Consider the following 15,165-nt stretch of genomic DNA (forward strand, 5'->3'; position numbering starts at 1 on the left):
GCCGGCGCCAGCCGAAACAAACACGGAATCGAACACGGCGGAGACAGGCGCCGCAGCAGCAGTTGCGCAGCCGCCGTTCCCCGACGCCGACCTGATGTACATCGTGGACCTGCTGCCGCCGGACGAACAGCTCCGCTACCAGGAGGTCCGGGAGTTCCTGCAGTCCCGGATCCGGGCCGCGTCGATCGACTACTGGAACCGCGAGGAGTTCCCCTTCGGCCTGCTCGCGGAACTCGGCAAATACGGTCTGGGCGGGCTGCAAACGGACGGCACGTCCAAGCTCTTCAAGGGGCTCATGTACGTCGAGGTGGCCCGCGCCGACGTCTCCCTCTCGGCGCTCGTAGGCATCCACAACGAGCTGATTGTCGGCATGATCGATGAGCTGGGCTCGGAGGAACAGAAGGCACGCTGGCTCCCCGGCCTCACCGCGTTCACCCAGCTCGGAGCGTTCGCCCTGACGGAGCCGGACCACGGCTCGGACATCGCCGGTGGCCTGGAAACCACCGCGCGGCTGGACGGCGGCGAATGGGTCCTCAACGGCGCCAAGCGATGGATCGGCGCCGGCACCATCGCGGACTTCGCCCTTGTGTGGGCCCGGGACGTTGCTGACCAGCACATCAAGGGCTTCATCGTGGAGACGGACCGTGCCGGCTACACCGCCACGAAGATCGCCAACAAGATCGGCCTGCGCATCATGCAGAACGCCGACATTGTCCTCGACGAGGTCCGCATCCCGGCGGCCAACCTCCTTCCCGGCGCCACCGACTTTTCCAAGGCCAATGAGCTCCTGCGGGATTCACGGGCCTGGGTGGGCTGGCAGGGCGCCGGCATCCAGCTGGCCGCGTTCGACGTCGCACGCGCCTATTCGCTGCAGCGCCGCCAGTTCGGCAAGGAACTGGCCCGCTTTCAGCTCATCCAGCAGCAGCTCGCCGAGATCCTGGGCAACGCGACGGCCTCCCTGGCCCTGATGGCCCAGCTGGCGCGGATCCAGGAAGACGGCAAGCTCGAGATGGTCCAGGCCGCGATGGCCAAATCGACCACGACGCGGCTGGCGCGTGCCTCGGTGGCGATGGGCCGGTCCCTCATGGGCGGCAACGGCATCAGCAGCGACTATGAGATGGGCAAGCTCTTCGGCGACGCCGAAATCCTCTATACCTATGAGGGCAGCTACGAAATCAATTCGCTGATCGTGGCCCGGGCCGTGACGGGGAAGTCCGCCTTCGTCTAGGCCCCGCGCGTGTCCGTGCCGTCCCGCGCCTGGCCGTTCCGAGCCTGGCCGCCCGAAGCTGTCCGGCCCGCCGGGCTGGCGTGACCGTACCGGGACGTGCGGTTGCGGCCGGCGTTCTTGGCCTCGTACAGGGCCCGGTCCGCGCAATCCAGGAGGGAACCGGCCGTGGCGTCGCCCTGCTCGCAGACTCCGGCGGAGATCGTCAGGAAACCGACTTCCCCGAACGGTTCGGAGGCGATGGCCTCGCGGGCCCGTTCGGCCGCGAACAGGGCCTCGGCGCCGTCAGTCTCCGGGAGCAGCCACACGAACTCCTCACCGCCGAAGCGGGCCACGATCTCGTTGGCGCGGGCGACCGACCGGAGCCTGGCCGCGATCTCCGCGAGGACGACGTCGCCCATCAAGTGACCATGGGTGTCGTTGACTCTCTTGAAGTGGTCGATATCCAGGACGACGGCACTGAGTCTGGTCCCACGTCTCCCGGCCAGCGCCACCTGTTCGTCGAGGTGCTGTTCCAGCGCCCGCCGGTTGGGCAGGCCGCTGAGGGCGTCGGTTGTCGCCTGGAGCTCCAGATCGGTCCATGCCTCCGTGTTGCCGATCGCGATCTCGACGAGTTCCGCGAACTGGGCCAGCCGCTCCATCATGGCTTCCGTGACGCCTGTGCGGGATTTCGAGGTCAGGCTCACCACGCCCCAGAGGCTTCCGCGGACGCGGACCGGTGCTGCCGCCGCGGACTGGAATCCGCCGGCGCGCATCTGCTCCGCCGCCGGCCCGCCCTCCGGCCCGTACACAACGAGGGCCGGCTTGCCGGTCACGGCCACCCGGACGGTGGCGGACTCGTCTGTCGGGGCGAAGATGTGCCGGCGGCTCAGCGTCGGCGGGAGGCTCGGGGCCATGGCGACGATTTCCGCCGAGGACGGGCCCGTGAAACGGACCACGGCGGCGGAGTCCACGTTGAACAGCTCGCGGACAATGGCGGCGACCCGCTCGGAAATGTCTGCAGGGGCGGCGTTGCGGGCGACGGCGGTCGCTATCTCGTGCAAGGCCTCCCATACCTGCTGCTGCTGCAAGCGCTCAGTGACGTCAACGGCCACCACCATACCGGCCGCGCCGTCTTCGTCGGAGTAGACCGGTCCGGCCTTGAGCCGGTAGGTGCGGTGGCCGATCTGCCGGCTCCAGGAGACCTCGCGGCCGGCGAGGGCTGCGCGGTAGCGCGGTTCGAGCTCGCTGGCGAGATTGCCCCTGAGTACGTCCTGGATGCGCCGGCCTTCGAGCTCTTCCGTGCGGTAGCCGAAGGTCTCCAGTTCCTGGCCTTCGGCGATCAGGTAGCGTAGCTCGGCGTCGAAGAGGAGCACGAAGACGCCGGGGACGCTGCGCGCCAAGGCGCGGTACCGGTCCATGTCCCGTTGCCGGCGCCGGTCGGCCAGCACCCGCTCCGTGATGTCGGTGACCACGACAAAGAAGCCCTGCACCGCGCCGTCGCGGGTATCGGGAGTGTACGTGACCTCGGTGTAGCGTGACTCGCCCGCGGCATTCACGAGGGTCCGGTCAAAGTGTTGCGCCTCTCCGGCGAGCACCAGTTCGATGATCGGCCGGGTCGCTTCGAAGGCCACGTCACCGAGCACGTCCCGGACGTGCATGCCGTTCAACTGCTGCGGTTCGATCCCGAACCACTCGCAGTAGGCATCGTTGGCCAAGCGGCTGCGGAGACCCATGTCCCAGTAACCCACCATGGCCGGGATCCCGTTGAGGACTGCCCGCAGCTGCGCCGGGATCTCCGGCAGCGCCGACGGGCCGGCATCGTCCCTGTTGAGCGGGCTGCGATTAGTCATTGCCCCAGTATCCATTGCCGGCCCGGCATCGGAAAACCATCAGGGCATGAACCGGTAGCCGATGCCGGCTTCGGTGAGCAGGTGGCGGGGGTTGGCGGTGTCCGGCTCCAGTTTGCGCCGCAGCTGGGCCATGTAGACCCGGAGGTAGTTGGTCTCCTTGGCGTACGCCGGACCCCAGACTCTGGCGAGCAACTGCTGCTGTGTGATGAGTTTTTCCGGATTCCGGACCAGTTCCTCCAGGATTTTCCATTCAGTCGGGGTCAGCCGGATGTCCTCGCCGTCCCGGGTAACCCGGTGCTTGCCCAGGTCAATGGTGAAAGCCTCGGTCACGACCAGCGATTCGTCCGGTTCGACGCTGCGGCGCAGGAGGGCGCGGAGCCGGGCGAGGAGCTCGTCCAGGCCGAACGGTTTGGTGATGTAGTCGTCCGCGCCGGCGTCGAGCGCCTCAACTTTGTCCTCGGAGCCGTGCCGGGCGGACAGCACCAAGACCGGCACGCTGCTGAAGCCGCGCAGCTCTTTGAGGACGCTGGTCCCGTCAATGTCAGGCAGGCCGAGGTCCAGAATGATGAGTGAGAGCGGGTTCTGGGTGGCCGCCAGCAGCGCTGAGGTCCCGTCTACGGCGGTGGTGACGGCGTAGCCGTGGGCCTGGAGTGTGATCCGGAGGGCCCTGAGCAGATGCGGGTCGTCGTCGACGACGAGGACCGCCGTCATGTTGCGTCCGGTCCGGACGAAAGGGGCATCGCATGAGCGCGGCGCGCCACCAGCGACCGGGGCTCGAACGGGGCCTGGGCGCGGTGTCCGTCATACGGGGTCCCCGTGGACAATGGAAGCCGGATAATCATCGTCAGCCCTCCGCCCGGTGTCGCTTCGGCGCTCAGGCTGCCACCCATGGCATCCGTGAACCCTTTCGCCACCGCAAGCCCGAGTCCGATTCCTGTGGTTTGCGGGGCGTCGTCGAGACGCTGGAATGGCCGGAACATTTCCATGACCCTCTCCGCCGGGATTCCCCGGCCGTGATCGATGACCCGGAGCTCGCCGGCAGGGCGCCCTCCGAGAGTCGCCGGGCTGAGCCCGCCGGCCGCCCCGACCAGGACGATATCCGAATCGGGGGCGTATTTCACGGCGTTCTCGACGATGTTCGCAATCACTCGTTCCAGCATTCCAGGGTCGGCGTCGATCTCGGGCATGTTGGGAGGCAGGTCCACTCGCACGCGCCCCGCGGGGACGGCGCTCAGGGAACCCGGGATGACCTCGTACCACCGCACGGGTTTGAGCAGGGGATTGACGGCATCCGAGGTGATCCGGGACATGTCCAGCAGATTGCCCACCAGCGCGTCCAGCCTGTCCGAGCACTCCTCTATCGTTGCCAGCAGTTCCTGCTCCTCTGCCTGGGTGTAATGGACGTCGTCGTGCCGCAGTCCGCCGACGGCAAGCTTGATCCCGGCCAGAGGGGTGCGCAGGTCGTGCGAGACAGCGCGGAGGATGGAGGTGCGCATCGTGTTGCTCTCGGCCAAGCGGAGCATCTCCCGCCGGCTGGCGACCAGTTGCTGGCGTTCCAGCTGTGCCGCCAGATGAACTCCGAACGCCCCCAGAAGGCGCCGGTCGCTTGCCGGCAAGATCCGTCCGAACAACACGAGGCGTGTGACGGCGTCGATTTCTTCCACGTTGTCGCCGGTGCCATCGTTCCTTGGCGCGCCGGCGGACAGGGCTGGAATTTCTCCCACGGCGGCCTGAAGTTGCCATCGCCGGTCGGGTCCTGCGCCGCTGTCGCCGTCCGCGGGGCCGTAGCCAAGGCTGAAAACGGCAGCACCACGCACCTGGAAGACGCTCAGGGCTTGTTCCAGCAATGCCTGAACCGTGTCCTCCGAGCCGGCGGCACTGCGCGTCAGGTCCCCCAGCGTCGTGGCTTCGGCGCGGGCCCGCGCGGCCTCCTTGGAACGGCGGGCCGATAGGTCGACCACAACGGCAACGGCGGCCGAGACGCCTACAAACACCAGCAGGGCCAGGAAGTTCTGCGGATCACTGATGGTGAGCGTGCCCAGCGGCGGGGTCGAAAAGTAGTTCACCAGGAGGCTGCTCCACAGTGCGGCCAGGATGGCCGGCCACAACCCGCCGATCAGCGCCACCGCCACCGAGCCGGTGAGCTGCACCAGCATGGCCGCAGCGACATTCCGCTCCGGGTTCAGGAGCGAAAGCAGGAGCTGCAGGACCATGGGGAGCAGCACAGCGAGGGCGAACCCGACGGCGACCCGGACGCGGCCAAGGTCCCGGTGCTGGCGCGGCCCGGCGCCGCGGCCGCCCAGGGGATGGGAGACCATGTGGACGTCGATGTCCCCGGAATCGCGGACCACCCGGGTGCCAACCCCACCGCCGAGCAGGTTTCCGATCAGGCCGGCGAGCTTTTTGTGCCGGGAGATGCCGACGACGATCTGGGTGGCGTTGACGCTGCGGGCGAAGTCCAGGAGGGCGGCGGCCGGATCCTCGCCGGTCACGATGTGGTAGCTGCCGCCAAGGTCCAGGATCAGGCGGCGCTGGGCTTCCAGCGCGTGGGGCGACTCCTCGGCGAGGCCATCGGCGGACCGGACGTGGACCGCCAGCAGGTCCCCGCCGTTGACGCGGTTGAGGATCCTGGCCCCGCGGCGGATCAGGACTTCCCCTTCGGGGCTGCCGGTCAGCCCGACGACGATGCGTTCCCGGGCCGGCCAGCTGGCATCGATGCCCTGTTCGGCCCGGTACTTGGCCAGGCCCTCGTCCACCCGGTCGGCCAGCCACAGCAATGCCAGTTCACGCAGTGCCGTGAGGTTGCCCAGGCGGAAATAGTTCGAGAGGGCGGCGTCGATCTTTTCGGCAGCGTAGATCTTGCCGTCGCTCAGGCGCTGGCGGAGCAGCTCGGGGGAGATGTCCACCAGGTGGATCTGGTCCGCCTTCCGGACGACGTCGTCGGGTACCGTCTCCGCCTGATGGACGTCGGTGATGGCGCTGACGACGTCGCCCAGGGACGCCAGATGCTGGACGTTGACGGTGGAGAGGACGTTGATGCCGGCATCAAGGAGCGCATCGACGTCCTGCCAGCGTTTCTCGTTGCGGCTGCCCGGAACGTTGGAGTGGGCGTATTCGTCCACGACCGCGGTCCCCGGGGCCCGCACCAGGACGGCGTCAAGGTCCATTTCCTCGAACTCCGTGCCCCGGTAGGGCAGGCGCTGGGGCGGGATGACCTCAAGTCCCGCCAGGAGCGCCCGCGTCTCGCTGCGTCCGTGGTCCATGGCGAACGCGACCACGACGTCCTCGCCGCGTTCGCCGAGCCGGTGGGCTTCTTCAAGCATCTCGTAGGTCTTGCCCACCCCCGGCGCGGCCCCCAGGAAGATCCGCAGCGTTCCACGTGCCATGCCGTCATTCTCTCACTTGGTTTGAGCCGGCTGCGACGGCCGTGCGGCCGCCGCCACGGCGAGGTTGAGGGCAGTCACGTTGACCGATGGCTGGCCGAGAAACGCGACTACCCCACTGCTCGTGTACTGCTCCACCATGGCGGCGACGGCGTCGGTGCTCAGGCCGTTCGCTGCCGCCACCCGCGCAAGCTGCAGTTTGGCGTACTCGGGTGAAACGTCCGGGTCCAGCCCGGAACCGCTGGCCGTCACGGCGTCGGCCGGAACCGCTGCCGCATCCACGCCTTCAGCCGCGGCGACGGCGGACCGGTTGGCGGCGACCGCGTCGAGCAGCTTCGGGTCGTTGGGCCCGAAGTTGGTGGCCGAGGACGACGCCGGGTCCCACTTCACGGCCGAGGGCCGGGCGTGGAACCAGCGCGGGTCCTGGGCGCCGGAATCGTTGGCCGCGGCCTGGGCGATCAGGGCGGACGCGGCCGGGGCCCCGGAGCTGTCTTTGATGATGGAGCCGTTGGCCTGGTACGGGGCGATCAGTTGTCCGGTGCCAAAAACGGCCAGGGGGTAGGCCACGCCGAGAACCAGTGTGGCGAAGAGCAGGAACCGCAGGGCGGTGCCCAGCTGACGGAGGTAGCCGGTGAGGATGTTCATGGGGGTGTTCCTAGCCGATTCCGGGGATGAGCGAAATCATGAGGTCGATGATTTTGATGCCGATGAATGGTGCGATGAGGCCGCCGAGCCCGTAGATCAGCAGGTTCCGGGCCAGCGCCTGGTTGGCGGAGACGGCACGGTATTTGACGCCGCGGAGCGCCAGCGGCACCAGGGCGATGATGATCAGGGCATTGAAGATCACCGCGGACAGGATGGCCGAGGACGGGGTGGCCAGGCCCATGATGTTCAGCAGTCCGAGCCCCGGGAATGCGGCGGTGAAAAGCGCCGGGACGATCGCGAAGTACTTGGCGACGTCGTTGGCGACCGAGAAGGTGGTCAGGGCGCCGCGGGTGATGAGCAGCTGCTTGCCGATGCCGACGATGTTGATGAGTTTCGTGGGGTCGGAGTCGAGGTCCACCATGTTGGCAGCGTCCTTCGCGGCCGGGGTGCCGGAGTTCATGGCGACGCCGACGTCTGCCGCGGCCAGGGCCGGGGCGTCGTTGGTGCCGTCACCGGTCATGGCCACGAGCCGGCCTGCGGCCTGTTCCTTCTTGATGACCGCGAGCTTGTCTTCCGGGGTTGCTTCCGCCAGGAAATCATCGACGCCGGCCTCGGCGGCGATCGCCTTGGCGGTGATGGGGTTGTCGCCGGTGATCATCACGGTCCGGATGCCCATTTGCCGCAGTTCGGCGAAGCGGGCGTGCATGCCGGGTTTGACGACGTCGGCGAGGTGGATGGTTCCCAGGATGTCCGCCCGGCCGTCCTTGTCGACCTGGGCGACCAGCAGGGGCGTGCCGCCCTGGGCCGAGATTTCCTGTACCCGGTGGTCGACCTCCGCCGGAGTGTGCCCACCGAATTCGGCAACGAATGCCGCCACCGTGGAGGCAGCCCCTTTTCGGATCTGCAGCCCGTCAAGGTCCAGCCCGCTCATGCGGGTGCTGGCGCTGAAGGGGACCACGGCAAACTTGCCGGTGGAGCGTTCGAGTGTGGTCAGATCGGACCCGGTCACGCCCTTGTCCGCGGCGAGGTCCAGGATGGAGCGCCCCTCGGGGGTTTCGTCGGCCAGGCTGCAGACCCGGGCCGCTTCGATCATCCGGGTCCGCTCCACCTGGTTGGCGGGGAAGAAATTAACAGCGCGGCGGTTGCCATACGTGATGGTTCCGGTCTTGTCCAACAACAGTGTGGTGATGTCCCCGGCGGTCTCCACGGCACGGCCGGAGGTGGCCAGCACGTTGTGCTGGACCAGGCGGTCCATGCCGGCGATGCCGATCGCCGGGACCAGCGCCCCGATCGTCGTGGGGATCAGGCAGACCAGCAGGGCGACCAGCACGATCGGGGAAGGCGTGGCGCCGGCGAGGGCTGCGAACGGTGCCAGCGACATGGTGACGGCCAGGAACACGATGGTCAGTGACACCAGGAGCACGTGGAGGGCGATCTCGTTGGGGGTCTTCTGCCGCACGGCGCCCTCGACCAGCTTGATCATCCGGTCGATGAACGTCTGTCCCGGCTCGGCCGTGATGCGGATGACAATCCGATCCGAGAGCACCCTCGTACCGCCGGTGACGGAGGACCGGTCACCGCCGGATTCGCGGATCACCGGGGCTGATTCGCCGGTGATGGTCGATTCGTCGACGCTCGCCAGGCCTTCGATGATTTCGCCGTCCGAGGGGATGACGTCCCCGGCCTCGCAGATCACCACGTCATTGAGACGCAGCTCCGTGCCGGGGACGTCCTTGGTGGAGCCGTCTGGCTGCCGGAGCCGGGCCTGGACGCCCTTGCGGCTGGCGCGGAGGCTGTCCGCCTGGGCTTTGCCCCGGCCCTCGGCGATGGATTCGGACAAAGTGCCGAAGAGGACCGTGAGCCACAGCCAGACCGTCACGGCGATGCCGAACACCGACGGCCGGTACACCGAGATCGCCGTACACAGGGCGGCCCCCACCAGCACGGTGAACATGACAGGGGAATGGATCATCTGCCGCGGCGAGAGTTTCCGGACCGCAAGTGGCAGGGCGGCGACGACGGACGCGAGCGTGAGTTTTGCCGGGGCCTTGGTGTGGTGCTTATGTTCGCCCGGAGTGCCAAGGGGGTTGCCGTCGGCGTAGGTCTGGGCGTCGGTGTCCGTGGCTAATGCCGTGTGAGACCGGGTCATTTGAGAAGTCCTTCTGCGAGGGGGCCCAGGGCAAGGGCCGGGAAGTAGCTCAGGGCGGTCATGATCACTGTCACGCCCAGCAGCAGCGAGCCAAACAGCGGGCCGTGGGTGGGGACGGTGCCGGCGGAGGCCGGAATCTTGCCCTGACGGGCGAGGGAACCGGCCAGGGCGATCACCAAGACGATCGGTAGGAAGCGGCCCAGCAGCATGCCCAGGCCCAGCATGACCGACAGGAAGGGGCCCGAGGTGGTGATGCCGCCGAACGCGGAGCCGTTGTTGTTGGCCCCGGAGGTGAAAGCGTAGAGCACTTCACTGAACTGGTGTGGACCGGTGGCCGGCGCATTGGCCATGATGTCCGGCAGCAGCACGGTGATGCCGGACAGGGCCAGCACCAGGGTCGGGGTGACCAGGATGTACATGGCGGCGAGCTTCATTTCCGTCGGCCCGATCTTCTTGCCCAGGTACTCCGGGGTGCGCCCGACCATCAGCCCGGCAATGAAGACGGAGATGATAGAGAGGATCAGCAGGCCGTAGAGCCCGGAACCGGTTCCGCCGGGGGCGACCTCGCCGAGCATCATGTTCACCATGGCCACTCCGCCGGCCAGCGGCGGCAGGGAATCGTGGGCGACATTGACGGCGCCGGTGGAGGTCAGCGTGGTGGACGTGGCGAAGATCGCGCTCGGCACAGGGCCGAAGCGCTGCTCAAAACCCTCGCCCAGGCCGCCGGCGGCCGCCGTCGCGGTTCCCTGACCGGACGCCACGGCCCAGCCCATCAGCGAAATCGAAGCCAGCCACAGCGTGCCCATCACGGCGGCTACCGTGTAGCCCTGCTTCTGGTCGCCCACCATCCTGCCGTAAGCGTAGGGCAGCGCGGAGGGGATGAGCAGGAGGAGAAACACCTCGAAAAAGCTGATCAGGGCGTTGGGGTTTTCGAACGGGTGGGCAGAGTTGGCGTTGAAGTAGCCGCCGCCGTTGGTGCCGAGGATCTTGATGGCTTCCTGGGACGCGACCGGGCCACCCGGGATGAGCTGCGAAACGCCGGTGGCCTGGTTCGTGACCTCGGTGAACCAAAAGTTCTGCACCACTCCGCCGAGGACCATCAGCACGGCCGCGACGAACGCGAGCGGCAGTAGGACCCGGAACGACGTCCGGGCCAGGTCCACCCAGAAGTTGCCCAGCCGCTGCGTCCTCGTGCGGGCGATGCCGCGGATGAGCGCGACGACGACGACGATCCCGACGGCGGCGGAGAGGAAGTTCTGCACCGCCAGCAGCGTCATCTGCACGAAGATGCCTACCGTGGTCTCCGGGACGTACGTCTGCCAGTTCGTGTTGGTCACAAAGGAAATGGCCGTATTCATGGCCACCCAAGGGTCCACGCCGGGCAGGGAACCGCTGCCCGGCAGGACGCCCTGCAGCCGCTGGAGGCCGAACACCGCCAGAATGGACACGGCCGAGAACGCCAGGACGCTGCGAAGGTAGACGGACCAGGTCTGCTCGGTGTCGGCATCGACCCCGGCCAGCCGGTAGAACAGACGCTCGGGCCGGCTGGACGTCGTGCCCTCGAAAACCCGGGCCAGGTAGACGCCCAGAGGCTTGTGCAGGGCTGCCAGAACAATGAGCAGCGCCACCACCTGGACAACAAAAGATGCAGAGTTGAAGGTCATGATCCGCTCACCACTTTTCCGGATGAATCAGGACGGCCAGCAAGTAGCCGAAGAGGCACAATCCGGCAATCAGCAGGACGAGCCACATGATCGCGTCGGCGCTCACTTGCCACCCTCCGGCCGGTCATCGGCACCGCCGACCATCCCGGCCAAGACGTGGCCGATCCACATAACGAACCCCATGGCAACCATGAGGATTCCGATAACAGCCAGGTCGGCCATTGCAGGGTTCCTTTCATCTGCGCCCCGTTTGCGGGGCTACTGAAAGTCAACGCCTTCGCAAAGGGAAAAAACCCGGTCCTGATGCTTTCTTAACGCCTTGAGGGCGGATCTTGACGCTGTCTTAACGGGCGCGAAAAGCGCACCTTAACGGGCGCGAAAAGCGCACCTAACGGGTGCGGGAAGCGCAGGCGGTGCCGGGCCGAATTGATTCCGGCGGCGGAGGATCGGTCTCAGTGAGCTGCGGCGGTGGCGGGGATTTCGACGTAGAGGATGGATCCGGCAGCCGGCAGGTACCGGTGTTTACGGTGTCTTGCGGGCCGGTAGATGTGTCCGAAGGGGTCCTTCACACGGGCATGCTCCAGCCGGTCCTGACGTGCGAGCAGGCGGTCGATTTCTTCAATGTTGGACGGGCGTGATGCAAAGCCGTCGATGTCCAGAGACCAGGCGCCCGCGGCCGGTGCTGTCCCGCTTTCCAGGGCGAGGGTTTCGAACAGGTCCGAGACCACTTCGTAACGGGTAGCGGGGTAGAAGCGGCGGAGCCGGTGCCCTTCCGGGTGCGCGCTTTGCGCGTCCATCCAGGCGTGGCGGAGCCACTGGAATTCCACTGGGCCATGGGAGCGCCCGAGGATCAGGTGACGATTCGGATCCAAGGCCAGGCGGTAGGCACTGCCGCTGCGGTCGATGATGCACGCAGCTTCTTCGATGTATTCAAAGGCCCCCATAAAATCCTGTTCCGACCGGTGATACGAAAACTCCCCGCTGTCATCGACGGCGACGAAATCCCGGGTGGGACCGGCTCCGGCGGGAAGACCGGATGTGTCCTGTATCCGCCGGGACGTGGTGTGCATGCTGGTTGACTCCTGCTGGGGATCGGATTGCGGCCACGGTGGCTGCAGCGTTCCTTGTTTCATGACAGCACCGGCGGAGCGTCACCGGAACAGGCCCTAACGCTTTCCATATGGCGGGAGGCCACAAATTTGCGCTATCTTAATGCGCCCCAGATGCAGCCGCCCGGAGATGGGCTCGCATGGGAATCCGTTGGGCGTCGACCCGAGGCAGCAGCATGTCATCGAGTTGGCGAGCGGCCCCCTTTTCCCGTGCAGGCGAGCTTCCGGGGCCCGGCGATCATCTCCTGCGGTGATTCCGAGCGGTCTACCTCGACGGTTTGGTCCCCGCTACATTAGGCGCAGATCTACAATGTCTCCCCGGTACGCTTCGTTCTCCACCGAACTCGACCGAAAGGCTGGCGCAACCCAATGAAATTGGCCATCGAATACTCGTTTCGGCTCCGGTTCCAGGACGACATTCACCAAGTCGTCGTCCCTGCCGAACGGCTTTTGAATGTTCCTCTCAACATCGAGGCTGTCCGCCAAGTGGTGGAAGGCGATGACACCTTACTGAGCGAGCTCTTCCGGGACTTCGCACATGAATACCGGCAGATGGCCAAGGATCCCGGCTATTGGTCCCAAGAGCTGGAACGAACCAACGAGACGATCAGACTGGTGGAAGTCGTCTGAGAATGAGGCGCGCCAGCCTTAGCAAGAATTTGCTGCGGTACTCGGGGCATCGTGCTGTGTGCGATGTTCAAGCGCCGCAGGTGGCTCTGACTTGCCGCCTGGGGATTTTTTGTCCGGCCGGGACCGGCCGTGATGTAATGGGCAGGATTTTGTAGGGTTTCACCTGAGGGAGAGGACGTGTCGCGTGTACACCGAGCCTCCAAGTACCGGCGCCGGGGACATCTCCTCTCCCGCCTGAACCCCGTGTCCCGGGTTCCACACGTCATCCGAACGTAGCCCACGGCGGGAGAGGCCATCTTGGCCATCTCACCCTGCACTTCCTACGTCTGGACCGCCACCATGAATGCTCGCCGCATTTCCACGCGCCTGTACAAGCTCGCTTCCCGCCCCCGCCCGGACATCGGAGTCCCCGCTGCGGCCTCTGCCGGGACCCGGGACCTGGCAGCCGCGGGCCGGCCCAGCCTTGTCGACAGCGGCATCTATCTGGACGGCAGGCGGGTGTCCTCGCCGATGACGCTGCAGGAGACGTTCCAGGAACTGGGCCGCTTCGAGGGATCCATGGCGTGGATCGGTCTCGTCCGGCCGGAGGCTTCTGAGCTGCAGTCTCTGGCCGCCGAATTCGACCTGCATGAACTCGCCGTGGAAGACGCCGTCGTGGCCCATCAGCGATCCAAGCTCGAACGCTACGGCGACACCCTCTTTGTGGTCCTGCGGGCAGCCCGCTATCTGGATTCGCGCGAAGAGATCGAATTCAGCGAACTTCACGTCTTCGTTGGCCCGAACTTCATCATCACCGTGCGCCACGGCGGGTCGCCGGATCTGGTGCAGGTCCGCCGGCGCCTCGAGCACGACGCAACTTTGCTGCGGCTGGGCCCGGAGGCTGTGCTCTACGCGATCCTGGATGCCGTCGTGGACGACTACGCCCCTGTGGTCTCGGGCCTGGAGAACGATATCGACGAAATCGAAACCGAAGTCTTCGGCGGCGACCCCGCCGTGTCCCGGCGCATCTACGAGCTCTCCCGCGAAGTGATCGAATTCCAACGCTCGACCCACCCGCTGACGCGCATCCTTGAGGCCCTAGCCGGCGGCTTCACGAAATACGGGATCGCCGACGACCTGCAGCAATACTTGCGCGACGTCGCCGACCACACAGCCCAGGTCAACGAACGCATCGACGGCTTCCGGTTCATGCTCAGGGACATCCTTACTGTCAACGCGACCCTCGTCGCACAGAGCCAGAATGAGGAAATGAAACACCTCGCGGAGTCCAGCAACGCCCAGAACGAAGAGGTGAAGAAGATCTCCGCCTGGGCCGCCATACTGTTCGCCCCGACCCTCGTGGGCACTGTGTACGGCATGAACTTCGAGAACATGCCCGAGCTGCACTGGGAGTACGGTTATCCGCTTTCGGTCGCTTCGATGATCGCCGTCAGCACCATCCTGTATCGGATCTTCAGAAAGCGCAGCTGGATCTAAGCTGAATTAGCCTCAGCTGCCGGCGTGCCGTTCATCGCAGCGGCACCTGCTTTTGAAAGCCGTCATCGCGGCTGTTTGCGATCCCCTGGACCCGTGCCGGGGGGCCTTCCGGCCCTAGGCTGCGCGAGGACAACGCCGGGATATTGGATGTACTGGCAAGTTCCCCGAAGGGCATGGAATCGTGCACAGCCGGATCGTGGTTGGTGTCGATAATTCCAAGGCCGGTCACGCCGCATTGGAGTGGGCGGCCAGGCGGGCCGCCCAGTTTCATGTACCCCTGAATCTGGTGCGTGTCGTTCCTGGTCCGTGGTCCTTCCGGCACGCCGACCGGTATCAGGAGGCCATGAACCGGGCCGCTGAGCTGCTGGCTGCGGAAGCCCAGCGGGTGTCGGCGCTGGACCCCGCGGTCCCGGTCAGCACGACTCTCGGGACAGGAGAGACAGCCAGGACCCTTCGGCGGCTCTCTGGGGATTCGGACATGGTCGTGGTAGGAACCGACAGGCGCCCGGACAGGCACGGTGAGGGCTTCGGGTCGGTCAGTTTTCAGACGGCCGCCATCAGCAACTGCGTGGTGGCGGTCGTGCCCGCGGCCGGCGACGAAGACCGGTCCGGTGTTGTCGTCGGCACCGACGGGTCCGCGGACGCGGCCGTCGCTGTGGAATGGGCCGCCGCGGAAGCGCTCCGCCTTGGCCAGGACCTGATGGTGGTCCATGTCTGCAACGGTCAGGAAGAACCCGGCGGCGGGCCAGCAGGCTCCGGAGCTGACGGAATGGCCACGGATACCTGCTCGGTTCTGGCTGAAGCCGTCGCCAGTTTGGCCCAGGACCATCCCGGATTGCGGGTTAACCCGGTGCTGGAGAGCGGCAGGTACCCGGCGCCGGCCCTGGTCAGGGCCGGCGCGCATGCCGTGCTCCTCGTCATTGGATGCAAAGGCCGCGGTGGCCTGGACGTCCTGGTGGGTTCGGTCGCCCGGGATGTCCTCATGGATGTTCAATGCCCGACGCTTATCACCCGCCCGGGGCAGCACCAGCGGTCTTCCGGCACCTGAAGGT

Annotated in this window: 12 protein-coding genes; 4 read left to right on the forward strand and 8 right to left on the reverse strand. The window is 66.5% G+C overall.

Annotated features, from left to right (window positions below):
• Positions 1-94 precede the first annotated feature (94 nt).
• A complete protein-coding gene (locus AC1DR1_RS08535; protein ID WP_229993503.1) occupies positions 95-1,228 on the forward strand; it encodes an acyl-CoA dehydrogenase family protein in 1,134 nt (377 codons plus the stop codon).
• Here AC1DR1_RS08535 and AC1DR1_RS08540 read toward each other — a convergent pair.
• From AC1DR1_RS08540 to AC1DR1_RS08575, 8 genes are all read right to left on the reverse strand, one after another.
• Positions 1,225-3,057 (reverse strand): sensor domain-containing diguanylate cyclase, encoded by a 1,833-nt coding sequence (locus tag AC1DR1_RS08540; RefSeq protein WP_476992442.1) that lies wholly within the window; start codon positions 3,055-3,057, stop codon positions 1,225-1,227. The two genes, AC1DR1_RS08535 and AC1DR1_RS08540, sit on opposite strands and share 4 nt — an antisense overlap.
• 39 nt (positions 3,058-3,096) lie before the next feature.
• Complete coding sequence (locus tag AC1DR1_RS08545; protein ID WP_364747018.1) at positions 3,097-3,768, reverse strand: response regulator; 672 nt, start codon at positions 3,766-3,768, stop codon at positions 3,097-3,099.
• On the reverse strand, positions 3,765-6,443 hold the full coding sequence (locus AC1DR1_RS08550) for a DUF4118 domain-containing protein (RefSeq protein ID WP_229993484.1): 2,679 nt from the start codon (positions 6,441-6,443) through the stop codon (positions 3,765-3,767). Before AC1DR1_RS08550 ends, AC1DR1_RS08545 begins: the two co-directional genes overlap by 4 nt.
• A gap of 12 nt (positions 6,444-6,455) precedes the next feature.
• A complete protein-coding gene (kdpC, locus tag AC1DR1_RS08555) occupies positions 6,456-7,085 on the reverse strand; it encodes a K(+)-transporting ATPase subunit C (RefSeq protein ID WP_476992443.1) in 630 nt (209 codons plus the stop codon).
• 10 nt (positions 7,086-7,095) lie between these two features.
• Positions 7,096-9,234 (reverse strand): potassium-transporting ATPase subunit KdpB, encoded by a 2,139-nt coding sequence (kdpB, locus tag AC1DR1_RS08560; protein ID WP_476992444.1) that lies wholly within the window; start codon positions 9,232-9,234, stop codon positions 7,096-7,098.
• Positions 9,231-10,898 carry a potassium-transporting ATPase subunit KdpA gene (kdpA, locus tag AC1DR1_RS08565; protein ID WP_229993487.1) on the reverse strand — a complete coding sequence of 556 codons (1,668 nt, stop codon included), beginning with the start codon at positions 10,896-10,898 and terminating at the stop codon, positions 9,231-9,233. The genes kdpB and kdpA overlap by 4 nt, the downstream gene beginning before the upstream one ends.
• Positions 10,899-10,905: 7 nt before the next feature.
• Entirely contained in the window at positions 10,906-11,004 is a 99-nt protein-coding gene (locus AC1DR1_RS08570; protein ID WP_084475820.1) for a potassium-transporting ATPase subunit F, read from the reverse strand.
• 346 nt (positions 11,005-11,350) lie between these two features.
• A complete protein-coding gene (locus AC1DR1_RS08575; RefSeq protein ID WP_364747024.1) occupies positions 11,351-11,842 on the reverse strand; it encodes a hypothetical protein in 492 nt (163 codons plus the stop codon).
• A gap of 534 nt (positions 11,843-12,376) precedes the next feature.
• On the opposite strand from AC1DR1_RS08575, the gene AC1DR1_RS08580 reads away from it, so the two are divergent.
• The 3 genes from AC1DR1_RS08580 to AC1DR1_RS08590 all read left to right on the forward strand — a co-directional run bounded on the left by AC1DR1_RS08580 (position 12,377) and on the right by AC1DR1_RS08590 (position 15,161).
• Positions 12,377-12,637, forward strand: a complete 261-nt coding sequence (locus AC1DR1_RS08580) for a hypothetical protein (RefSeq protein WP_229993489.1) — start codon at positions 12,377-12,379, stop codon at positions 12,635-12,637.
• A gap of 339 nt (positions 12,638-12,976) precedes the next feature.
• A complete protein-coding gene (locus AC1DR1_RS08585) occupies positions 12,977-14,113 on the forward strand; it encodes a magnesium and cobalt transport protein CorA (protein ID WP_414645522.1) in 1,137 nt (378 codons plus the stop codon).
• Between the two features lie 196 nt (positions 14,114-14,309).
• Positions 14,310-15,161, forward strand: a complete 852-nt coding sequence (locus AC1DR1_RS08590) for a universal stress protein (RefSeq protein WP_364747025.1) — start codon at positions 14,310-14,312, stop codon at positions 15,159-15,161.
• The last annotated feature ends 4 nt before the right edge of the window (positions 15,162-15,165 follow it).

Source organism: Arthrobacter sp. P4_F10 (genome assembly GCF_056401435.1).